General features: G+C 68.0%; 21 protein-coding genes and 1 pseudogene. 14 read left to right on the top strand and 8 right to left on the bottom strand.

Annotated features, from left to right (window positions below; all coding sequences use genetic code 11):
- The first annotated feature begins 244 nt into the window (after positions 1-244).
- Positions 245-1,726 carry a hypothetical protein gene (locus IV113_RS00205; RefSeq protein WP_291079640.1) on the top strand — a complete coding sequence of 494 codons (1,482 nt, stop codon included), beginning with the start codon at positions 245-247 and terminating at the stop codon, positions 1,724-1,726.
- 9 nt (positions 1,727-1,735) lie between these two features.
- Here IV113_RS00205 and IV113_RS00200 read toward each other — a convergent pair whose 3' ends face one another.
- Together IV113_RS00200 and IV113_RS00195 are read right to left on the bottom strand one after the other, a co-directional pair.
- Entirely contained in the window at positions 1,736-4,030 is a 2,295-nt protein-coding gene (locus tag IV113_RS00200) for an ATP-dependent DNA helicase (RefSeq protein WP_291079638.1), read from the bottom strand.
- Positions 4,027-4,677 carry a glutathione S-transferase N-terminal domain-containing protein gene (locus tag IV113_RS00195; RefSeq protein WP_291079636.1) on the bottom strand — a complete coding sequence of 217 codons (651 nt, stop codon included), beginning with the start codon at positions 4,675-4,677 and terminating at the stop codon, positions 4,027-4,029. Before IV113_RS00195 ends, IV113_RS00200 begins: the two co-directional genes overlap by 4 nt.
- A gap of 141 nt (positions 4,678-4,818) precedes the next feature.
- On the opposite strand from IV113_RS00195, the gene IV113_RS00190 reads away from it, so the two are divergent.
- The 7 genes and pseudogenes from IV113_RS00190 to IV113_RS00160 all read left to right on the top strand — a co-directional run bounded on the left by IV113_RS00190 (position 4,819) and on the right by IV113_RS00160 (position 9,476).
- Positions 4,819-5,349 carry an Mpo1-like protein gene (locus IV113_RS00190; protein WP_291079634.1) on the top strand — a complete coding sequence of 177 codons (531 nt, stop codon included), beginning with the start codon at positions 4,819-4,821 and terminating at the stop codon, positions 5,347-5,349.
- A gap of 53 nt (positions 5,350-5,402) precedes the next feature.
- On the top strand, positions 5,403-6,308 hold the full coding sequence (locus tag IV113_RS00185; protein WP_291079632.1) for an RNA polymerase sigma-70 factor: 906 nt from the start codon (positions 5,403-5,405) through the stop codon (positions 6,306-6,308).
- 43 nt (positions 6,309-6,351) lie between these two features.
- Positions 6,352-6,813 (top strand): carboxymuconolactone decarboxylase family protein, encoded by a 462-nt coding sequence (locus IV113_RS00180; protein ID WP_291079630.1) that lies wholly within the window; start codon positions 6,352-6,354, stop codon positions 6,811-6,813.
- Between the two features lie 24 nt (positions 6,814-6,837).
- Complete coding sequence (locus tag IV113_RS00175) at positions 6,838-7,584, top strand: SDR family oxidoreductase (RefSeq protein WP_291079628.1); 747 nt, start codon at positions 6,838-6,840, stop codon at positions 7,582-7,584.
- A gap of 92 nt (positions 7,585-7,676) precedes the next feature.
- Positions 7,677-8,333 (top strand): annotated as a pseudogene (locus IV113_RS00170) (enoyl-CoA hydratase/isomerase family protein); the annotation flags it as partial.
- 18 nt (positions 8,334-8,351) lie between these two features.
- Positions 8,352-8,813, top strand: coding sequence for a VOC family protein (locus IV113_RS00165; protein ID WP_291079730.1), 462 nt, complete (start codon positions 8,352-8,354; stop codon positions 8,811-8,813).
- A 138-nt stretch (positions 8,814-8,951) separates the two neighbouring features.
- Entirely contained in the window at positions 8,952-9,476 is a 525-nt protein-coding gene (locus IV113_RS00160) for a hypothetical protein (RefSeq protein WP_291079626.1), read from the top strand.
- Between the two features lie 16 nt (positions 9,477-9,492).
- On the opposite strand, the gene chrA is transcribed toward IV113_RS00160, so the two are convergent.
- From chrA to IV113_RS00140, 4 genes are all read right to left on the bottom strand, one after another.
- A complete protein-coding gene (gene chrA, locus IV113_RS00155; protein WP_291079624.1) occupies positions 9,493-10,833 on the bottom strand; it encodes a chromate efflux transporter in 1,341 nt (446 codons plus the stop codon).
- Positions 10,830-11,717: a chromate resistance protein ChrB domain-containing protein gene (locus IV113_RS00150; protein WP_291079622.1), complete on the bottom strand. Its 888-nt coding sequence runs from the start codon at positions 11,715-11,717 to the stop codon at positions 10,830-10,832. Before IV113_RS00150 ends, chrA begins: the two co-directional genes overlap by 4 nt.
- Before the next feature lie 124 nt (positions 11,718-11,841).
- Positions 11,842-12,249, bottom strand: a complete 408-nt coding sequence (locus IV113_RS00145) for a DUF2177 family protein (RefSeq protein WP_291079620.1) — start codon at positions 12,247-12,249, stop codon at positions 11,842-11,844.
- Between the two features lie 10 nt (positions 12,250-12,259).
- The gene (locus IV113_RS00140; protein WP_291079618.1) at positions 12,260-13,630 is read right to left on the bottom strand and encodes a sorbosone dehydrogenase family protein; all 1,371 of its coding nucleotides are present in this window, start codon (positions 13,628-13,630) and stop codon (positions 12,260-12,262) included.
- Positions 13,631-13,793: 163 nt separating this feature from the next.
- Between IV113_RS00140 and IV113_RS00135 the strand changes: the two genes are divergently transcribed.
- The 5 genes from IV113_RS00135 (at position 13,794) to IV113_RS00115 (ending at position 19,724) form a co-directional block, all read left to right on the top strand.
- Positions 13,794-15,491, top strand: coding sequence for an ATP-binding protein (locus IV113_RS00135; RefSeq protein WP_291079616.1), 1,698 nt, complete (start codon positions 13,794-13,796; stop codon positions 15,489-15,491).
- Positions 15,488-16,306 (top strand): response regulator, encoded by an 819-nt coding sequence (locus IV113_RS00130; protein ID WP_291079614.1) that lies wholly within the window; start codon positions 15,488-15,490, stop codon positions 16,304-16,306. Before IV113_RS00135 ends, IV113_RS00130 begins: the two co-directional genes overlap by 4 nt.
- A gap of 72 nt (positions 16,307-16,378) precedes the next feature.
- On the top strand, positions 16,379-17,986 hold the full coding sequence (locus IV113_RS00125) for a gamma-glutamyltransferase family protein (protein ID WP_291079613.1): 1,608 nt from the start codon (positions 16,379-16,381) through the stop codon (positions 17,984-17,986).
- Positions 17,986-18,939 carry a diacylglycerol kinase family protein gene (locus tag IV113_RS00120; protein WP_291079611.1) on the top strand — a complete coding sequence of 318 codons (954 nt, stop codon included), beginning with the start codon at positions 17,986-17,988 and terminating at the stop codon, positions 18,937-18,939. The genes IV113_RS00125 and IV113_RS00120 overlap by 1 nt, the downstream gene beginning before the upstream one ends.
- Positions 18,936-19,724 (top strand): metallophosphoesterase, encoded by a 789-nt coding sequence (locus IV113_RS00115; RefSeq protein WP_291079609.1) that lies wholly within the window; start codon positions 18,936-18,938, stop codon positions 19,722-19,724. Before IV113_RS00120 ends, IV113_RS00115 begins: the two co-directional genes overlap by 4 nt.
- Before the next feature lie 4 nt (positions 19,725-19,728).
- Here IV113_RS00115 and IV113_RS00110 read toward each other — a convergent pair whose 3' ends face one another.
- Together IV113_RS00110 and IV113_RS00105 are read right to left on the bottom strand one after the other, a co-directional pair.
- Positions 19,729-19,962, bottom strand: coding sequence for a SlyX family protein (locus tag IV113_RS00110; RefSeq protein WP_291079607.1), 234 nt, complete (start codon positions 19,960-19,962; stop codon positions 19,729-19,731).
- A gap of 98 nt (positions 19,963-20,060) precedes the next feature.
- The gene (locus IV113_RS00105) at positions 20,061-20,702 is read right to left on the bottom strand and encodes a glycine zipper 2TM domain-containing protein (protein WP_291079605.1); all 642 of its coding nucleotides are present in this window, start codon (positions 20,700-20,702) and stop codon (positions 20,061-20,063) included.
- Between the two features lie 259 nt (positions 20,703-20,961).
- On the opposite strand from IV113_RS00105, the gene IV113_RS00100 reads away from it, so the two are divergent.
- Positions 20,962-21,204, top strand: a complete 243-nt coding sequence (locus IV113_RS00100) for a hypothetical protein (protein ID WP_291079603.1) — start codon at positions 20,962-20,964, stop codon at positions 21,202-21,204.
- Positions 21,205-21,217 lie beyond the last annotated feature (13 nt).

Raw genomic sequence — 21,217 nt, 5'->3', positions numbered from 1 at the left:
CAGGACCGCACGGACCCGGTGGTGGCCGCAGCGGCGGTGGGCATTTGTCACGCATGTTGAGGTGGCTGCGTGAGAACTACTTCATGAGTCCGACTGAAAAGGCGGTCCTGTAACGCCTTTGGAGTATGTTCGTCGCGGCCCTGATTGAAGAACATCTGCCCCACCAAACGACTGGCAGGTGCGGGCATACCGCCCGAGGCACTGCCGGATCGTTGCAGATCAACGATTCAGCAGGACCTCCGCCATGACCTCCCTTTTTCGACTTTGCGTGTCTGTGCCCCTGATCGGGCTGTCGGCCTGGCTGAGCGCTTGTGCCAGCGACGCCGCATCTCCCCTGCGCTCCACGCTGTTTTCGGTCGCCGCCCTGGAAGGCCTGGGCCTTCCCGCCGCGCTCATGCCGGCAGCCAACACCCGCATCGCTTTGTCCCACCTGAGTGCATCGGATGCCGCGGCAGGCGACGTCTACGGATCGGCTGTGGCGCTTTCCCGCGACGGAAACACGCTGGCGGTGGGAGCCGATTTGAAAGCGATGGGCCGGCCCGCCGACGGTTTGCCCGCAGCCGGAGCGGTTTACGTCTACACCCGCACGCCCCAAGGCTGGCGCGAGCAGACGCGCCTCAGGGCCACCGTGCCCACCACCGGCAGCGGCTTTGGCCACAGCCTGTCCTTGTCCGACGATGGCAGCAAGCTCGCGGTCGGTGCGCCCTTCGAGTCGCACGACGGCACCAGCGCCGACGCGGCCCTGGCTGGCGATCAAGGCACCGTGTATGTGTTTGGCCGCGGTGACGGAGACTGGGCGTTGCAGTCGCGCCTGCTGGCATCGAAGGCGGGCAGCTTCGACTGGTTCGGCATGAGCGTCTCGCTCTCGGGCCGGGGCGATACCGTGGCGGTGAGCGCCCACCGCCGCGACGGTGGCGAAGTCCATGCGCCGCGTGCCGACAGCGGCGCCGTGTACGTGTTCAAGCAAGGCGCCTCGGGCTGGACCGAACAGGCGGTCCTGGAAGCCTCCAATGCCCAGACCGGTGGGCGTTTGGGCACCAGCGTGGCGCTTTCCTTTGATGGCCTCACCTTGGCCGCCGGTGCACACGCCTCGGGGCTGGGCGCCGTGCATGTGTTCCGTCAGGAGGCGGCGGGCTGGCGCGAGCAGGCCATCGTGACGTCGGCCGATGCGACCAGGCAGAACCCGCTCGGCTCCCAGGTGCTGCTCTCTGCCGATGGCGCCACCCTCGCGGTGGGCGCGACCGCGCCGGACGGCACCGAGGCACGGCAGCGCTCGGTCGGCAGTGCTTATGTGTTTGTGCAACAGGGCGAACAGTGGCATCAACAGGCCCGCTTGCGTGCGTCGAACGCCGACGTGGGCGATGCGTTTGGTGAGCGGCTGGCGCTCTCGGCCGACGGCCGTGTGCTGGCCGTCTCGGCGGTCTACGAAGCGAGCGCGGCAGCGGGGCTCAACGGGGACCAGGCCGACAACAGCGTGCTGTCGGCCGGTGCTGTGTACCTGTATGCCCGCGAAGGCAAGCGTTGGAGCCAGACGGACTATGTGAAGTCCCACCGCCCCCGGGTGGGCGACCTGTTTGGTTCGGCGCTGGCGCTGTCGGGCGATGGCCAGCAACTGGCGGTGGGTGCGCGCCTGGAAGACGGTGCCGCCCCCTGGAGCCTCGGCGGCTTCACGTTCGGTGAGCACACACAGAACAGCGGTGCCGTTCACCTGTACTCGCGGAGCTGATCGAGCCGCTCAGCCGCGTTCGACCCGCCACCAGAGAGGCAGCAGGCTGCGCACCTCGGGGCGGGCGAAGCGGTCGTCCATCAGGATCACCACCCCCCGGTCGCCGGGTCCGCGGATCACGCGCCCCGCGGCCTGCACCACCTTCTGCAGACCCGGGAACAAATAGGCGTAGTCATAGCCGCGGCCAAAACGGGCCTGCAGTCGCGCGCGCAGTTGCTCGTTCAGCGGGTTCACCTGGGGCAAGCCCAGCGTGGCGATGAAGGCGCCAATGAGCCGCTGGCCCGGCAGATCGATGCCTTCACCAAAGGCGCCCCCCAGCACCGCGAAGCCGATGCCCTGGCTGTGTTCGGTGAAGCGCGCCACGAAGGCGTTGCGATCGATCTCCGCCATGCCGCGCGATTGCGACCACACGGGAATGTCCGGGTGGGCCGCTTCGAAACGCGCCAGCGCCTGTTGCAGGTAGTCAAAGCTGCTGAAGAAGGCCAGGTAGTTGCCGGGCAAGGCCTGGTACTGCGCGGCCATCACGGCGACCACATCGTCCAGCGACGCGGCGCGGTCGTGGAAGCGCGTTGAAATGTGCGGTGTGACATGCACCGTCAGTTGCGCCGGGTCGAACGGCGAAGGCACTTCCAGCCGCGCGCAGTCCACCGGGAGGCCGAGCAGGTCGATCGCGTGGTCCATGGGGCTGAGCGTGGCCGAAAACAGCGTGGCGCTGTGTGCCGCCTGCCAGCGCGGTTGCAGGTGGGGCGCGGGCACCAGGTTGCGAATGGCCAGGTGTGGGCGGGGTGCACGCCCGCGAGCCGCTGCGCCAGCGTGTGTGATTTCCACCAGCGAGTGATCACCAAACACCTCGGCCACGCGCAGGAAGTGCAACACCTCGAACAGCCAGGCCTGCACACGCGCATCGGGCGCTGTTGCATCCACAGCCAGGTGCTCGGAGAGGTCGGCGGTGTGTTGCTGCAGCGCGCCCACCAGGCCATCAGGCAGCTCGGTCAGCAGCGCTTGCTCGGCCACCTGCTCGCGGCCCAGGGTGCCCCAGAAGCGGTGCAGGCGGTCCAGCGACGCCTTCAAACCTGGCGGCGGCGCTTTGCGCAGCGCGGCGAGCATCAAGGGGTCGAGCTCGGCGCTGTACATCTGCCGCGCCCGCTCGACCAGGTTGTGCGCCTCGTCCAGCAACAGGCCCACGCGCCAGGGCTCGCCAACGGTGAGCGCCCAGGCGTGCGCGCTAAGGTCGAAGAAGTGGTTGAAGTCGCCCACCACCACATCGCTCCAGCGCAGCATGTCCTGGCCGAGGTAGTAGGGGCAGACGTTGTGCTTCAGCGCCACCGAGCGCAGACCGGCCTGATCGAGCCAGGCGGCCTGCGCCGCCTCGTCGCGGGCTTGCGGCAACCGGTCGTAGAAGCCGCTGGCCAGCGGGCAGGCATCGCCGTGGCAGGCTTTGTCCGGATGCTCGCAGGCCTTCTCGCGCGCCACGCGCTCCAGCACCCGCAAGCGGCCGGCGGGCGCGTCGGGTTGAAGCCGCCGCAAAGCATCGAGCGCGAGCTGCCGCCCGGGGGTCTTGGCGGTGAGGTAGAGCAGTTTGTCGGTGCCCTGTGCGGGCATCGCCCTGAGGGCGCCGAACAGCGTGGCCATGGTCTTGCCGATGCCGGTGGGCGCCTGCACCAGGAGGTGTCGGCCATGGCTGTGCGTGCGGTAGGTGGCGCCGGCCAGATCGCGCTGGCCCGCGCGAAAGCCGTCGAAGGGAAAGCTCAGCGTCTGCAGGTGCGCGTCGCGCGCCAACCGGTGGGCCTGCTCACCGCGTGCCCAGCGGATGTAGCGCGCGCACAGGTCGTGGAAATGCTGGCGCAGTTCGTCAGCGGTGTGCCAGGAGGTCAGCGCGGTTTCGGTGTGGGTGTCGATGTTGAAGTAGACCAGCGCGACCTCGATGCGCTCCAGCGCGAGCTGCTCGCACAGCATCCACGCGTACACCCGTGCCTGCGCCCAATGCAGGGCTTGGTGGTTGTCGCGGACCAGGGCCACGTCGCCGCGGTGGGTCTTGATTTCTTCAAGGCGCGGGGCGGTGGGATCAAAACCGTCGGCACGGCCTTGCACCAGCAGATCACCGCATCGCGAGCGCAGCGGCACTTCGCGCTGGTAGGGCGCGGGGCGGCGCGCGGTCACGGCCTCGTGGCCGGCCACGCCGTCCTGCGCGGTGGGTGAGGGCGTGAAGCGCAAGTCCAGATCACCGGCCTGGGCGGTGAACGCGCACAGCACGCGCACGGCCACCCTCAGCGCGTCTGGCGGCGTCAAGGTGTCCTGGCTCACGGCGCGCCCGGCGGGAACACGGTCAGCGGAGCGCCCGGCTGCCAACGGGGGACCTTGTGCATGCAGGCGGTCATCAGCGCGCTGCCCGCCCAGGCGTCGTGCCAACGCCGCGTGGCCGCCCACGGCGACGAGGCCCACCACGCGGCGTCCACCGCGGCGAACTGGCGCACGAACGGGAAGATCGCAGCGTCCGTCAGGCAGGGCCGCGCGCCGCCGAGCTGCGGGGCTTCGGCCAGGTGGCCTTCGAGTGGGGTGACCAAGCAACGCACCGCTTCGTCACGCCATGCGTGCGCGCTGCGCTGTGGGTGGCGCTCGGGGTACTTGTAGCCGTCCAGCGCCTGCTTGAAGTCACCGTCGCAGGTGTCGATCAGTGCGGCGTGGCCGGGAGAGTCGGCACGCGCCAGCCAACCTTCCGGATCGTGCTGCTCCAGCGCCCACCGCATGATCTCGAGGCTTTGCGCGATCACCTGGCCGGGTTCGATCTGCAGCACCGGTACCGTGCCGGCCGCAGACGCCTCCAGCATCTCGGCAGGTTTGCTGGAAAGCGCCACCTCACGCAACTCCACGGACACGCCGGCCTGGCAGAGCGCCAGGCGCGCGCGGATGGCGTAAGGGCAGCGGCGAAAGGAGTACAGGATGGGCAGCACGGTGTCGGTCGGAGGGAGCAACCCGCCATGATGGCACGCATGCCCGCTCCGCCTGACCGGTGGGTGCTCGCATACCCCATGGCCATCGAGGCGCGCTCTGGCGACAATGTCCGCCGGGCCCGACGCCCGAGGAGAACCCACATGAAAACCCTCACCGACCACCTCAGCCAGTACGCCGCCTACCACCGCGACCGCCGCAACATCGTGACGCACTTCGTGGGCATTCCCATGATCGTGCTGTCGGTGGTGGTGCTGCTGGCGCGGCCAACCTTCCTCGTGGCGGGCTTGCCGGTGTCTCTCGCCACGCTGGCCGTGATCCTGACCACGCTGTACTACCTCCGACTGGACGTGCGCCTGGGTGCCGTCATGGGTGCGCTGCTGCTGGGCTGCCTGTTGCTCGCGCAGGCCACGTCACAGCTCTCGTTGGGCGCCTGGGCCACCTTGGGCGTTGGCTTGTTCGTGGTGGGCTGGATCATCCAGTTCGTGGGACACATATTCGAAGGCCGAAAGCCGGCTTTCGTGGACGACATCAGCGGCCTGATCATCGGCCCGCTGTTTGTGGTGACCGAGGCGGGTTTCCTGCTGGGCCTGCGCCCCGAGCTCGAAGCGCAGATCGAGCAGCGCGCCGGCCCCGTCCACTCGGGCCGGGCCGGGCCGACGCAAGCGCGCTGAGGCTTCGCCGCCCGCGCTGTCACACCACCGGGGTGCCGCACGTCTCTCGTGTCATGAACGACCCTACCGCCACCTTCAGCCGCCTGCGCCCCCGCCTGCAAGGCATTGCCTACCGCATGCTGGGATCTTCGGCCGAGGCCGAGGAGGTGGTGCAGGACGCCTGGCTGCGCTGGCACGAGAGCCCGCACGACGCGCTCGACAGCAGCGAGGCCTGGCTGGTCACCATCACCACGCGCCTGGCGATCGACCGTCTGCGAAGCGCCAAGGTGCAGCGCGAGCATTACGTCGGCACCTGGCTGCCCGAGCCGCTGATGTCCGATTCGCCGGTGACGCCCGAGCAACTGGTGGAGCGGGCCGATGACGTGTCGGTGGCCTTCCTGACCCTGCTTGAGCGCCTCACGCCTGAGGCGCGCGCGGCCTTCCTGCTGCGCGAGGTGTTCGATGCCGACTACGGCGAGGTGGCCGAGGCGCTGGGCAAGACCGAAAGCGCCTGCCGGCAGATCGTGCACCGCGCCCGGGCGCAACTGCAGGACGAGCGGCCGCGCCACATCGTGCCGCGCGAAGCCCAGCTGCGCCTGTTGCGCGGCTTTGCCGATGCGGCGGCCACCGGGCAGTTCGCCACACTCAAGACCCTGCTGGCCGAGGACGCGCAACTCATCGGTGACGGCGGCGGCATCGTGCCGAGTTTCGGCGTGCCGCTGGTGGGCAACCAGCGCATTGCCCAGCTCTACCTGGCCACCCATCTGAAGTACGGCGATGCGGTGCGTTTCGAGGTGGTGGTGCTCAACGGGCAATGGGGCCTGCTGCGCTTCATCAACGGCGCGCTGGAGTCGGCGCAGTCGTTCGAGACCGATGGCGAACGCATCCTGCGCGTGCAGGCCCAGCGCAACCCCGAGAAGCTCGCGCGCATCGCGGCTGCGCTCGGGCGCAACCTCGCTGTCACAAACCCGGTGCCCTGATCGTCTTGTGAGGTGTATCCCAACCACTTCATCAAGGCATCACATGAACACCGCACCCCGGCTCCCCTGGATCGAGATTTCTCCCAAGGCCTACCAGGCCATGGCCGCCGTGGGCGCCACCACGGCGAAGTCCTCGCTCGGCCCCATCCTCATGGAACTCGTGAAGACGCGCGTCTCGCAGCTCAACGGCTGCGCATTCTGCGTCGACATGCACGTGCGCGACCTGCGTCGGCTCGGCGAGACCTGGCAGCGCCTCAACAGCCTGTGCACCTGGCGTGAGACCGGCCTGTACAGCGCACGTGAGCGCGCCGCATTCCACTGGGCCGAGGCCCTCACCCGGTTGCCGGACGGCCACGACCACCACGACGCCAGCTTCGACGCGCTCAAGGATCAGTTCAGCGACCAGGAGATCGTCGAGCTGAGCTGGGCCGTCGCGCAGATCAACGCCTGGAACCGCATGGCTGTCGGCATGCGCGCGCCGGTGGCGGAAAAAGACATCGCCTGAACACCACCTCAACAAGGAATCGACATGAACATCGTGATCATCGGAGGCAGCGGCCTCATCGGCAAACAACTCACCATCCTGTTGCGGCAGACCGGCCACACCGTCACCGCGGCCTCGCCCTCGTCGGGCGTCAACGCCGTCACCGGTGAAGGCTTGAGTGAGGCACTGGAAGGCGCCCAGGTGGTGGTGGACGTCACCAACTCCCCTTCGTTCGACGACGAGGCGGTGATGCACTTCTTTCGCGCCTCGACGCAGAACCTGCTGGCGGCTTGCGCTCGCGCGGGCGTGAGCCACTTCGTGGCACTGTCGGTGGTGGGCTCCGAGCGCTTGCCGGAGAGCGGCTACTTCCGCGCCAAGGTCGCGCAGGAAGCGCTGATCAAGGCCGGCCCGGTGCCTTACACCCTGGTGCGCGCCACGCAATTCTTTGAATTTCTGATGTCGGTTGCGCACGTGGGCACGGTCGGGAACACGGTTCCCCTGCCATCGGCGCCGCTGCAGCCCATCGCCGCGGCCGACGTCGCCGCGGCCCTGGCCGATGTGGCTGTGCAAGTGCCACTCAACGGCACGTGTGAGGTCGCCGGGCCGCAGGCCCTGCCGCTGGACGCGCTGATCCGCCGTGTGTTGCAGGCCCGCCAGGACCCGCGCGAGGTGGTGTCGGAGGCCAACGCCCTGTACTTCGGGACCCGCATCGACGAACGCTCGTTGGTGCCTGGTCCCGGTGCGCGCATCGGCCCGACCACGCTCGCGAAGTGGCTGGCCAACGGGTACTGACACAGCGACACCGGCCCCGTCTGGCCGCGCCGCTTTGTGGCTACCCATGCCGCGAGTACGCTCTTGGCTTGCCCTCACCGATTTGCCCCGCCATGCACCTGATCCAGACCCTTGATGCCGGTGTGCTCGAGCTGCGCCTGAACCGCCCCGAGCGCCTCAACGCCCTGACCCTCGACCTGGCCCGCGAGCTGCTGGGCGCCGTGCGCGCCGGCGTGGTCAACCCGGCCGTTCGCGTGATCCTGCTCAGCGGCGAGGGCCGCGCGTTCTGCGCCGGCAAGGATCGGGACGACCCGGCCACCGAGGCGTTCGTCGACACCTTGCAGGCACTCGCTTCGGCGCTGGTGCACGCGCCCCAACCCGTGGTGACGGCGGTCCAGGGCTGGGTGGTCGGCGCGGGCCTGGAGCTCATGATCAACGGCGATCTCGCGGTGGCTGCGCGCGGCGCGCGCTTCATGTTGCCCGAGGTGCACGTGGGCCTGTTCGGCACTGGTGGCGTGGCCGCGCTGCTGCCACGCCTGGTGGGGCTGCAGAAGGCCAAGGGCCTGCTGATGTTGGGCCAGGAGTTGACCGCAGCCGACGCCGAGCGCTGTGGCCTCGTGTGGCAGTTGGTGGAAGACGATGCCCTGCCCGCGCAGGCGCGCCAGATTGCGCAACGCCTCGCCAGCGCCGATCCCGCGCTGCTGGCCGAGGTCAAGCGGCTGGTGCACCGCGAACAGCTGGGCGACTTCGACGCCGCGCTGACCCGCGAGACCGACGTGCACCGACGGCTGCACCCAAGTGCCACGGGACCTGCGATCCGCCCGCGCGAGATCGACCACCTGGTGCTGCGCGTGGTCGACCTTGAGCAGATGCTGCGCTTCTACTGCGATGTGCTCGGCTGCACGGTACAACGGCGGCAAGACGCCATCGGCCTGGTGCAACTGCGCGCCGGACGCTCGCTGATCGATCTGGTCCCCGTCGATGGACAGCTGGGCCGCGCAGGGGGTGCACCCCCGGGGCTCGAAGGCCGCAACCTCGACCACTTCTGTCTGCGCGTCGAGCCTTTTAACGAAACCACCATCCGGCACCAATTGAGTGCGCACGGAGCCGAGGCCGGGCCCACAGAGCAGCGCTACGGCGCCGAGGGTGAGGGGCCTTCGATCTACCTGAGCGACCCCGAAGGCAATGTGGTGGAGCTCAAGGGGCCACCGGACCACCCCACAGCGGTCCATCACCTCCCGATCGGTTGACCCACTGCTTTCGTCAGCGGGTGTTGTGTTCCTGCAATCGATCGGTCTGGCACCGTACAGACCGACTCGGCCGTTTGCCTGAGGCTTGCGTCTTCACCGGGCGCTCCGTTTGCCCGGAGATCCACACCGGAGATGCCCATGCTTCGCGCCCGATCCATGTCCCAGTTGCCCGACACGCCCGCCCAACGCGGTGCGCCTGTGAGCCTGCCCTCGATCTACACGCAACGCGCCAACGCCTTGGTACCACTCCATTGGCTCTCCACCGCCGCCGCGTTCTCGGGCACAGGCGGGCTGGTCCGCGGAGACGACCTGGCCGAGCTGATCCGCCACCGCTGCGAGGTGGCCGGGTGGCTGCCCGAATCCCTGCCGGTGTCGCTGGTGGCGCGCTGGATCGTCTCACGCGCGGTGGTGTCGCTGGACAGTCCCTGGGGCCCGCTGTTCCCGCTGTTCCAGTTCAGCCTGCCCACCGCGTCGGTGGTGGATGCCATGGCGCCGTTGCTGGCCGAACTGCGCCCGGTGTTCGACGACGTCGAGCTTGCACTGTGGTTCGTCACCCCCAACGACTGGCTCAGTGGGGCCCGCCCCGTCGTGGCCATGCACCACAGCCTGCCGGCCGTGTTGCAGGCCGCGCGCGCCGATCGTTTTGTGGCCGGCGGGCACTGACCCCGGCAGGACCGCGTCAGCCGCCGCCCACGGCGAACATTCGCCAGGCCACCCCGAGCAGGCCACACACCCCGATCAAGGGCACCACGCCCACCTTGAAGCGGAACAAGGCGATCGCCGCCAGCAGGGTCAGCGCTGCCGACGGTGCGTCAAAGGGACCGTTGAATCCTTGCGGCCACCACACGTGGTACGCGAAGAACAAGGCCAGGTTCAGGATCACACCCACCACCGCCGCGGTGATCGCGGTCAGTGGTGCGGTGAACGTCAGCTTGCCGTGCGTGGTTTCAATGAACGGCCCACCCACCAGGATGAAGACGAACGACGGCAGGAAGGTGAAGAAGGTGACCACCGACGCCGCCAGTGCCCCGGACCAGAACAAGGATTCAGGCCCGAGCATGGGGTGCAGCCAACCGCCGATGAATCCCACGAAGGCCACCACCATGATCAGCGGGCCCGGCGTGGTTTCACCGAGCGCCAGGCCATCGATCATCTGCTGCGCGTTGAGCCAGCCGAAATTTTCGACTGCCCCCTGGTAAACATACGGCAACACCGCGTAAGCCCCGCCGAAGGTCATCAGCGCCGCCTTGGTGAAGAACCAGCCCATCTGCGTGAGCGTGCCCTGAACGCCGTACAGCGCCAGCAGCACCGCCATGGCGAACAGCCACAGCCCGATGCCGATCGCCAGGACCTGGACGAGCCGTCGGCGCGTGAACAGCGCGTAGGCCGGCGCCGGGGTGTCGTCGTCGATCAGTGCGGGTGCCTGGGTCTGCGTGCTGCCAGCGTGGCCTGCGCCCGTCACGAACACATGGGGCCAGCGCCGCCCACCCCAGTGCCCCACGAGCGCGGCTGCCAGGACGATGGCGGGGAAGGGCGCGTCCAGCGCGAAGATCGCCAGGAAGGCCGCCGCGGCGATGCCCCAGAGCCAGTGGTTCCTCAAGGCGCGGCTGCCGATGCGGTGCGCCGCGTGCAACACCAGCGCCGTCACCGCCGGCTTGATGCCGTAAAACACCGCGGCCACCGCAGGCAGGCTGCCGAAGGCGATGTAGATCCACGACAGCAACACCAGCAGCACCAGGGAGGGCAGCACGAACAAGGCGCCGGCCACCAGGCCGCCGCGCGTGCCGTGCATCAGCCATCCGATGTAGGTGGCCAGTTGCTGGGCTTCGGGGCCGGGCAGCACCATGCAGAAGTTCAGCGCGTGCAGGAAACGTTTCTCGCTGATCCAGCGGCGGCGCTCCACCAGCTCGGTGTGCATGATGGCCATCTGGCCCGCCGGCCCGCCAAAGCTGATGAACCCCAGCTTGAGCCAGAACCGGAGAGCTTCGGCGAACGACACAGGGGCGGGACGCTCGTTCATGGCCGGGGGGCCTTCAGGGTGTCGGGATTCCAGCTGTGGTGCTCCGTCTGTCCCCCGACCGCCTGGCGGCACCAGGCGAGAAGCGCGTCGTACATCGGCATGGCCGCCTCCAGCATCGCCAGGTCATCCGTGGCGTGCAGGGTCGACAGGCCCAGCGACAGCGCCAGCAGGCCCGCGGCCTCGCGGGCGAGTTCCAGTCGGTCGGTGTCGGCCGCGCGCACGATGCGCGCCAGGGCAACCAGCGCCGGGTCGTCCTGTAGATCGAAGGCGCGCAGCAGTGTGTCGAAACTGCAGAGTTCACCTTCGTGGCTGATGGGGGCGCCGGGAATGTCGAACGCCACGGCACCCCGTTGCCCTGCTTGCGTGAGCACCGCAGCGGTGGGCACGTAGAGGAATTCGGCCCGGGGGTCGATGAAGCGGCGCACCAGCCAGGGGCAGGCGACGCGGTCGATCTTGGGCCGCTCGCGCGTGATCCAGGTGGAGGAGTGCAGGCCATCCACGCCCAGGTCGGGGCGTTTGCGGATCACCAGGGGCCTCACTGCCCGCCATTCGGCAATGTCTTGCGGCGTGTCCACACCAGGCTCGCCGCCCTCGAGCCCACCGGCCAGAAACCGTGCGTTGAAGCCGGCCTCCCGCAGGGTGGCTGCCGCTTGCTGGCTGACCTCGTGGCCGTGCACGCAGTACACGACGATCTCGCTCGGGGGGCTGCTGCGGGCGAAGGGCATGAGGTCATCGGGCGCGCACCACCGGGCGGTGGCCAGCAGGTGCGGGCTGTCCGCGAAACGCGCCTGGCGTCTCACATCGAGCAGCATCGGCGAGCCGGGCGCACCGATGCGCGCGGCGAGCGCGCGGGGGGAGATGTGGGTGGGGATGGTGGTGTCCATGGAAAGCTCCAGAGTGTTGCCAGCACTTGGATGGGACACCATCTGTTCGTCAAGACCCGGGAGGCTGTGTTCCCGATGGCGCATCGTAGCAGCCTTGCGGGCGAATTGCACCCGCAGCGGTGAGTCAGCCGCGCGTGGTCCAGTCCAGCGCGGCCTTGCCCCCCGCGGCCGAGGCCGTGCTCACCAGCGTGCCCCAGGCCATGTCGATCAGCGAGAGCTTCCACGGCCAGTCCTTGAGCGTCGCCCAGTTGGTCAGGTCGTAGGTGGCGTAGGTGAAGAAGCCGAACAGCGCGGCCATCGTCAGGGTGGTGCCCCAGCTGTGGGGTGCGGTGTGCGGCGCCACGGCGAAGAACACCAAGCCCCCCGCGAACAGCAGGTAAAACACCACGGCCACCGGCACCTTGGGCGAGGCGGCCATGAGGTGACCAATGCCCTGCTGGTACATCGGCTTGGCGATCACGCCGAGCCAGAGCAGGTCCAGGGCGATCATCACCAGTGCAGTGCCGCCGTACGCGGCGAGGTACTTGTTCATGGTCGCATTGTCAGGGTTGGGCGACCACGCGCCAGATCATGTTGCCCACATCGTCGGCCACCAGCAGCGCGCCGCGTGTGTCCACCGCCACGCCCACGGGCCGGCCCAGCGCCTCGCCCTGCTCGCTCAGGAAGCCGGTGAGCACGTCAACCGGCGGGCCCGAGGGCTGGTTGCCCTGGAAGGGCACGAAGATCACCTTGTAGCCGCTGTGCGGGCGGCGGTTCCAGGAACCGTGCTGGCCAATGAACATGCCGCTGGCGAACGGCGCGCCCAGCGCATTGCCGGTGGACGAAGCCAGACCCAGCGAGGCGGTGTGCGGGCCCAGCGCGTAGTCGGGCTTGATGGCCTTGGCCACCAGGTCCGGGCGCTGAGGCTTCACGCGGTCGTCCACGGTCTGGCCGTAGTAGCTGTAAGGCCAGCCGTAGAAGCCGCCGTCCTTCACCGAGGTGAGGTAGTCGGGCACCAGGTCGCTGCCGAGTTCGTCGCGCTCGTTCACCACTGTCCAAAGCGTCTTGCCCGAAGCGTCCCAGGCCATGCCCACCGGGTTGCGCAGGCCAGCGCCGTAGATGCGGTGCGCACCGGTCTTCACGTCCACGGCCCAGATCGCGGCACGGCCCACCTCGGCGTCCATGCCGCGCTCACCCACGTTGCTGTTGGATCCCACGCTCACGTAGAGCGTGCTGCCATCGGCGCTGGCCAGCAGGTTCTTGGTCCAGTGGTGGTTCACGCCCGCGGGCAGTTGCGCCAGTTCGGTGGCGGGTGCGGTAATCACCGTGTCGCCGGTCCGGTACGGATAGCTCACCACCGCGTCGGCGTTGGCCACATAGAGGCGGTCACCGATCAGGGCCATGCCGAATGGCGAGCGCAGGTCGCGCAGGAGCACCGAACGCGTTTCGGCCACGCCGTCGCCGTTGGCGTCGCGCAGCAGGGTGATGCGGTTGGCGCTGGGCACGCCGGCGCCGGCGCGTTTCATCACCTGTCCCCTGATCCAGCCCATCAGGCCGGTGGAGCCGGGTGGCTTGGGCGGCGCGTTGCTCTCGGCCACCAGCACATCGCCGTTGGGCAGCACCAGCAGCCAGCGCGGGTGGTCCAGACCGCTGGCGAACGCTGCCACGCGCAGACCGGCCGGGGTCACCGGCGCGCCACCGGCGGGCCAGCCCCTGGCGGGTGCGATGTTGAGGGTGGGGATCAGCGTCTTGGTGGGTGCAGGCAGTGTGGGGTTGGGGCCAGTGCCCTGGTGCACCAACAGCTTGGCCGACTCGGCGCAGGCACCGAGCACGAAGAGGGCTGCGATGGCCGCGCTCAGCCAGGCCGGATGAGGGTGCCCACGACGGTGTTGGACCCGGGGCAGGGCAGCGCGTGGGAAGGAGGGGTGGGTCATGTGCGCAGCCTAAGCGTGGTGCGTTCGCGTGTCCATGCAAAGCCCTGCCGCTTCGGTGGACTCGCCGTCCTGTGTGGGCTACCGCACTGACATGGTCACATGCGCCAAGTAGTTTCAGGGGTCGCCGCCCGCTCCGGGTGCGCTGAACCTCGAAGACCACGCAATGTCAGAGCTCCGGCCCGCCGAACCCACCCCCCTCGCCAAGACCCGTGAACTCACCGAAGCCGGGCACCGCAGTGCCCTCCTCAAAGCCGGGGCCTTGCAGAACGCCATTCTCAACAGTGCCAACTTCTCGATCATTGCGACCGACGAGCTGGGCGTCATCCAGATCTTCAATGTGGGCGCCGAGCACATGCTGGGCTACCAGGCTGAAGAGGTGATCAACCGCGTGAGTCCGAGCGACCTGCACGATCCGATGGAGGTGACGGCGCGCGCGGTGGCATTGAGCACCGAGCTGGACACCCCCATTGCGCCCGGTTTCGAAGCCCTGGCCTTCAAGGCCTCGCGCGGCATCGAGGACATCTACGAACTCACCTACATCCGCAAGGATGGAAGCCGGTTTCCCGCGGTTGTCTCGATCACCGCGCTGCGCGACGACGCTGCCGGCCTCATCGGCTACCTGCTGATCGGCACCGACAACTCGGCGCGCAAGCGGGTCGAGATGCAGCTCAACGAAGCGGTGGCCGCCGCCGAGAAGGCCAATCTGGCGAAATCCGACTTCCTGTCGAGCATGAGCCACGAGCTGCGCACGCCGCTCAACGCCATCCTGGGGTTCGCGCAACTCGTCGAATCGGGCCTGCCCGCGCTCACCCCCGCGCAGAAGCGCAGCATCGACCAGATCCTCAAGGCCGGTTGGTACCTGCTGGAACTGATCAACGAGATTCTTGACCTCGCGCTCATCGAGTCGGGCAAGTTGTCCCTGTCGGTGGAGCCCGTGTCGCTGCAGGAGGTGTTGTTGGAATGCCGCTCCATGGTGGAGTCGCAGGCCCGTCAGCGCAGCATCGGCATGGCCTTCCCGCGCCTGCCGGCGCAGAGCTATGTGAAGGCGGACCGCACGCGCCTCAAGCAAGTGCTGATCAACCTGCTGTTCAACGCCATCAAATACAACCAGCCGTCCGGCCATGTGTCGGTCGAGTGTGCGGAACCAACGCCGGGCACCTTGCGCATCAGCGTGCGCGATACCGGCGCGGGCCTCACCCCCGAACAGGTGAGCCAGCTGTTCCAGCCGTTCAACCGCCTGGGTCAGGAGCGTGGCAAGGAAGAAGGCACCGGCATCGGCCTGGTGGTCACGCAACGGTTGGTGGAACTCATGGGCGGCGAAATCGGTGTCGACAGCACCAAGGGCGTGGGCAGCGTGTTCTGGGTCGAGATGGCCATGGCCACCGCGCCGGGCCTGTCGCTGGAGATCAGCGCCGAGCCCCCGCCCATTCAGACGCTGGAGGGCGTGGAGATCCAGACCGTGCTGTACGTGGAAGACAACCCGGCCAATCTGGAACTGGTCGAGCAGATCATTGCGCGGCGCACCAACCTGCGCTTGCTCGGTGCGGCCGACGCCAGTCTGGGCATCGAGTTTGCCCGGGTGTACAAGCCTCGTGTGATCCTCATGGACATCAACCTCCCCGGCATCAGCGGCACGGAAGCCCTGAAGGTCCTGCGCGGCGACCCCGCCACCGCGCACATCCCCATCATCGCGCTGAGCGCCAATGCCGTGCCACGCGACATCCAGCGTGGGATGGAAGCCGGCTTCTTCAACTACATTACCAAACCGATCAAGGTGAGCCAGCTCATGGACGCGATCGACGCTGCACTGGTGGTCTCCAACCTAGGGCAACCTGACGTTAGCCCGCAAGACATCACATGACCATCACCGCTCAAGACATCCTCCATGCCCGCATCCTGATCGTCGACGATCAGGAATCCAACGTCTTGCTGCTGCTGGAGATGCTGAGGAATGTCGGCTACACGGACGTGAGCTCCACCATGGACCCACACACCGTCGCCGGCATGCACCGCAGAACCCCGTTCGACCTCATCCTGCTGGATCTGCAGATGCCGGGCATGGATGGTTTCCAGGTGATGGAAGGGCTCAAGGCCAACCTGATCGACGACTACATCCCGGTGCTGGTGATCACCGCGCAGCCCGGCCACAAGCTGCGCGCGCTGCAGTCGGGCGCCAAGGACTTCGTGAGCAAACCCTTCGACATGCTCGAGGTCCGCACGCGCATTCACAACCTGATCGAGGTGCGCCTTCTGCACCAGCGCCTGGCCAATATGAACCACGCCCTGGAGTTGCAAGTGCGGGAGCGCACGGCCGAGCTGCGCGAGAGCGAGGCGCGCTACCGCGCTCTCACCGAATTGGCCACCGACTGGTACTGGGAGCAGGACAAGGACGGTCGCTTCACCAAGGTCTCGGGACCGGTGCTGGAGATGCTTGGCATGCGGGTGGACCCGCTGGTGGACGAGCCCATGCCGAGCCAGGACGACGGATGGGAGCCTGTCCAGCGCGCTGCGCTTCAGAGTCGCATTGCCTCGCGCACGCCTTTCCTCGACGTGCTGTTGGAGCACAGGTCGCCCGACAACGTTGTGAAGCGCTACCGAGTCAGCGGCACGCCCATGTTTGACGGCGCCTGCACCTTCATCGGCTACCGGGGTTTCGGCGTCGAGATCCTGTCCTGAGTGCGTGTGGGGTCGTACCCCATCGAATATCCTGCGGCGTGTTCAACGCAATCTGGGCAACCTGAACAAGGCATGACATTCCACTGGACCAACCCCTACCCGACCCTGCGCAGCCCCGTGATGGCGCGCAACGTGGTCTCCACTTCCCACCCGCTGGCCTCCACGGCCGGCCTGCGCATGCTGCACAAGGGCGGCAATGCGGTGGACGCGGCCATCGCCGCCGCAGCAGCCCTCACCATCGTTGAACCCATCTCCAACGGCCTGGGCAGCGACAACTTCGCCATCCTGTGGGACGGCCAGGGCCTGCACGGACTCAATTCGTCCGGCGTGGCGCCAGCCTCTTGGAATACGGATTACTTCGAGCGCCGCCACGGCGGCAAGATGCCCGAGCGGGGCTGGGATTCGGTCACCACGCCGGGCGCGGTGGCGGGCTGGGTGGCCTTGTCGGAGCGCTTCGGCAAGCTGCCGTTTGCCGACCTGCTGGAGCCCGCCATCGAGCTGGCCGAACGCGGCCACGGCGTGGGCTGCATCACCGCCGACAAGTGGGCGCGCCAGGTGCCCATCCTGAAGAACCAGCCGGGTTTCGCCGAGGCCTTCATGCCGCATGGCCGTGCGCCGACACCCGGTGAGCGCTTCGTTTTCAAGGCCGCCGGCGCCACGCTGCGCAAGATCGCCGAGACCCGGGGCGAGGCCTTCTACCGGGGCGAAATCGCCGAGGCGCTGGTGGCCCACGCGGCTGCCCATGGCGGCAGCATGACGATGGCCGACCTCGACGCCCACCGCCCCGAGTGGGTGACGCCGATCCAGAAAAACTTTGCCGGCTACACGGTGCACGAGATCCCGCCCAACGGCCAGGGCATCGCCGCGCTCATGGCGCTGGGCATGCTCGAACACCTCGACATCGCGCGCCTGCCGGTGGACAGCGTCGAAGCCCAGCACCTGCAGATCGAAGCCATCAAGCTCGCCTTTGCCGACACCTACCGCTGGGTGGCCGACGCGCGCCACATGAGCGAGGTGAGCGCGAGTGACCTGTTGAGCGATGCGTACCTTGCCGAGCGCGCGCGCCTCATCCAGCCCGGCAAGGCGAGTGAGTTCGCGCACGGCACCCCGCCACGCGGCGGCACCATCTACCTGAGTGCGGCCGACGAGAGCGGCCAGATGATCAGCCTCATCCAGTCCAACTACATGGGCTTTGGCAGCGGCGTCGTGGTGCCTGCGGTGGGCGTGAGCCTGCAGAACCGCGGCTATGGATTCACGATGGCCGCCGGCCACCCCAACCAGGTGGCCGGCGGCAAGCGGCCGTTCCACACCATCATCCCGGGCTTCGTCACCCAGGACGGCCGCCCGCAGATGAGCTTTGGCGTGATGGGCGGCAACATGCAGCCACAGGGCCATGTGCAGACGCTGGTGCGCATGCTCGCCCACGGGCAGCAACCCCAGGCCGCGTGCGACGCGCCGCGCTGGAAGGTGGGCACCGGCATGAACGTGGACTTCGAACCCACCATGGCGAGCGCCTTGCTGCAAGGTCTCAAAGACCTCGGCCACCGCTTCGAACCAGCGGCCGACGCCTACATGGACTTCGGCAGCGGCCAGTTCATCTGGCGCCTGTCCGACGACATGGAAGCCGGCTATGTGGCCGCCAGCGATTCGCGTCGTGACGGCCAGGCCGCTGGCTTCTGATGCAGCGTCCCCTGTTCAACGCAGCCGCCGCGCTGCGCTTCGTGGTCAATGGCCAGGCGGGTCACTCCGACGCCGACGCCACGCGCGATGCGATCGAGGGCGCGCTGCGCGAAGCCGGTCGCTCCGGCACCGTGCTGTTCGCGGCCCCGGGCGAGCTCGCGCAGGTGGCCCGCAAGGCCGCTGCGCAAGCCCTGGCCGAGGGTTCGGCGGTCGTCGCGGTGGGCGGTGACGGCACCATCAACACCGTGGCCCAGGCCGCCCATGCCGCGGGTTGCACGATGGGCGTGATCCCCAAGGGCACCTTCAACTACTTTGCGCGCGAACACGGTGCGCCCACCGACACGCTGGAGGCGCTGCGCTGGCTGCTCGATGCGCGGCCCGAGCCGGTGCAGATCTCGGCCATCAACGACCAGGTGTTTCTGGTCAACACCAGCCTGGGCCTGTATCCCGACCTGCTGCAGGACCGCGAAGCCTGGAAGGCGCGCTTTGGCCGCAGCCGCTTCGTGGCGTTCGGTGCCGGCATGGCCACGCTGCTGCGCGCGCAGCGCCGCATCAAGCTCGCGATCGAGTTCGACAAGCAGTTGCAGGAAATGCGCACGCTCACCTTGTTCGTGGGCAACAACCGATTGCAGCTGGAGCAGCTTGGCCTGGGCGACACCGGCGAGCGGTCAGAGGGTGCGGCGGCCGACGGGCACATCACCGCCGTCGTGCTCAAGCCCATCGGCACCCTGGCCATGGTGGGGCTCATGCTGCGCGGCGCGCTGGGCCAGCTCGGCGAGGCCAGCGGCATCGAGCGCTTCGTGTGCCGCAGCCTGGTGGTCAAACCCTCACGCTTGCTGGCTCGGCGCAAGGTGAAGGTGGCGTTTGACGGTGAGGTCGGCTGGATGAGTTCACCACTGACCATCCGTGTGCTGCCGCAGCCTTTGTGGCTGCTGAAAAAACCTCAGTCATGAGCGTGATTCTTCAAGTTTCCGATCCGCATTTCGGCACCGAACGGGCGCCTGTGGTCGAGGCGCTGGTGGTGCTCGCCGCGCGGCTGCGCCCCGATCTCGTGGTGCTCTCCGGCGACATCACCCAGCGCGCCCGCCCCGCTCAGTTCCGCGCGGCGCGCGCCGTGATGGACCGCCTGGGCGCGCCACTGCTTTCCCTGCCCGGCAACCACGACATTGCGCTGTTCGATCTCTGGAGCCGCTTCGTGCGGCCGTATGCGCGCTACAGCGCCGCCTTCGGCGCCGACCTCGCGCCGGTGTTTGCTTCAAACGAGCTGATGGTGGTGGGTGTGAAGACCACCCGCAGACGGCGCCACAAGGACGGTGAGGTCTCCAGCGAGCAGATCGAAGCCGTGGCTCAGCGCCTGCACAAGGCCACGCCCGAGCAGCTGCGCGTGGTCGTGGTGCACCAGCCCATCGACGTCATGCGCCCCGAAGACGTGACCAACCGCCTGCACAACCACAGCGCCGCGCAACACGCCTGGGCCGCCGCGGGCGCTGACATCGTCATGGGTGGCCACATCCACCTGCCGTATGTGATGCCGCTGCCTGGCCTTGCGCGCCCGCTGTGGGCAGTGCAGGCCGGCACCTCGGTGTCCAGCCGCGTGCGCCAAGGCGTGCCCAACTCGGTGAACGTGGTGCGCTGGTCGCCTGTCACCGGCTGCGTGGTGGAGCAGTGGGACTTTTCAGTGGCCGATGCGGCCTTCGTGAGCGCCCTGAGCACACCGGTCCGGCCGCAACGTCACTGAAGCGTCAGTAGTGCGGCGGCAGTTCGTCGCGCGGGTCACGCGGCCCCGCTGAAAGACCATCGTCACCGCCGCGCTGGCGCAGACGACTCACCTCACGCAGCAGCAGGTCGATCTGCTCCTGCTGCCTGGCCACCAGTTGGTTCAAGGTGTCGAGCAAATCGTCGGCATAGCTGGCCTTGATCTCCAGATCGGTCAGGCGCTGGTCGGTGTCGGTGTTGTGGTTCGTCGGTTCGGTCATGTCGCTATTGGACCGCATCCGCCCGGGCGAAAAAAACCCCGCGCTGGCAAGAGTGGTCTTGCCGCAGCGCGGGGAAGGGGGGGATCAGTGTGTCGGGTTCAGATGCGCGGTTCGCCGTTGCCGTTGACCAGAATGGTGCGGCCCGGAGGCGAGGTCATCTGGGCGCGATGGCCCATGCCGCGGAAGGTGTACGTGACGTCCCAGTAGTCGGGCTGGCCGTTGGGCCGACCGGTGGCGCTGGTGCAGCGTTGCACTTCCTGCGTCTGGGGCTGGTTGCCGAAGCCGTTGCGGCCCACGTTGGAGCCCACGGCCGCACCGGCCACAGCGCCACCCACGGTGGCGATATCGCGGCCGCTGCCGTTGCCGATCTGATGACCCAGGATGCCGCCGATCACCGCGCCGGCGATGGCGCCGGGAATGTTGCGCTGGGGTTGCTGCACCACCTCTTCGCGCTCCATCCAGCAACGCTGGCCACTGTTGGGGCCGACCACGGCACGCACCGAGGTCACCTCGGCTTCATACAGAGGCTCCTGGTTGCGGCGGCGGTAGTCGCGGCGATCGGGTTGTTGCTGGGCTTGCGGGTATTGGCTGGGGTACTGGTACACAGGCTCGGGTGATTGCGACATCGGTTGTTCGTACACCGGATAGGGTGCGGCGCAACCGGCCAGACCGGCCACGGCCAAGGTGGCCAGGGCGGTGAGGCGCAGCAGGGGGGACGTGCGTTTGTTGGTGTTGTTCATGGTGTGCTCCTGGGTGTGACAGCCGAGTGGCGGGAGGCCGGTGTGTTGGCCCGTGGGTTGAAGGATGTTCCATCGTGCACCCCCGGTCTGTTCGTTAGCGCTCATCAACGATGTCCCGCCGGTAAAGATCGTCAGCAGTTCTTGCGGACTTGTGGGGGGTCTGGGTGCGTCACCGAACAGACCCCGGCTCCCCCAACAGACTACAAACGCTTTCGCCTTTCCGCAGCCTTCGCGCTGGCGTTTGAATCAGGAGCCGCCCATGCCGAAATCCACCTCTTTTGCCCCCAGCTGGGACACGTCTTCGTTCGGACACCCGGCCGATACCTCACCGATGGAGTGTTCCGCATTGGCCGACCACCTGTCGGTTTGCACCCGCTCGCGCGGCCCCATGCAGGTCTTGCGGACCGGCGCGGGCCTGGTCCGTGGCTTCGTGGTGCCCCGGTTGGTCACCACCTTGTTCTTCGTCGCACTGATCGCAGGCACCACGTGGCTGGCTTCGTAGATGGCGGTGAGCG

The organism is Hydrogenophaga sp., assembly GCF_018780385.1.
GTDB lineage: Bacteria > Pseudomonadota > Gammaproteobacteria > Burkholderiales > Burkholderiaceae_C > Hydrogenophaga.
This window is presented reverse-complemented; position numbering and strand designations above follow the sequence as displayed.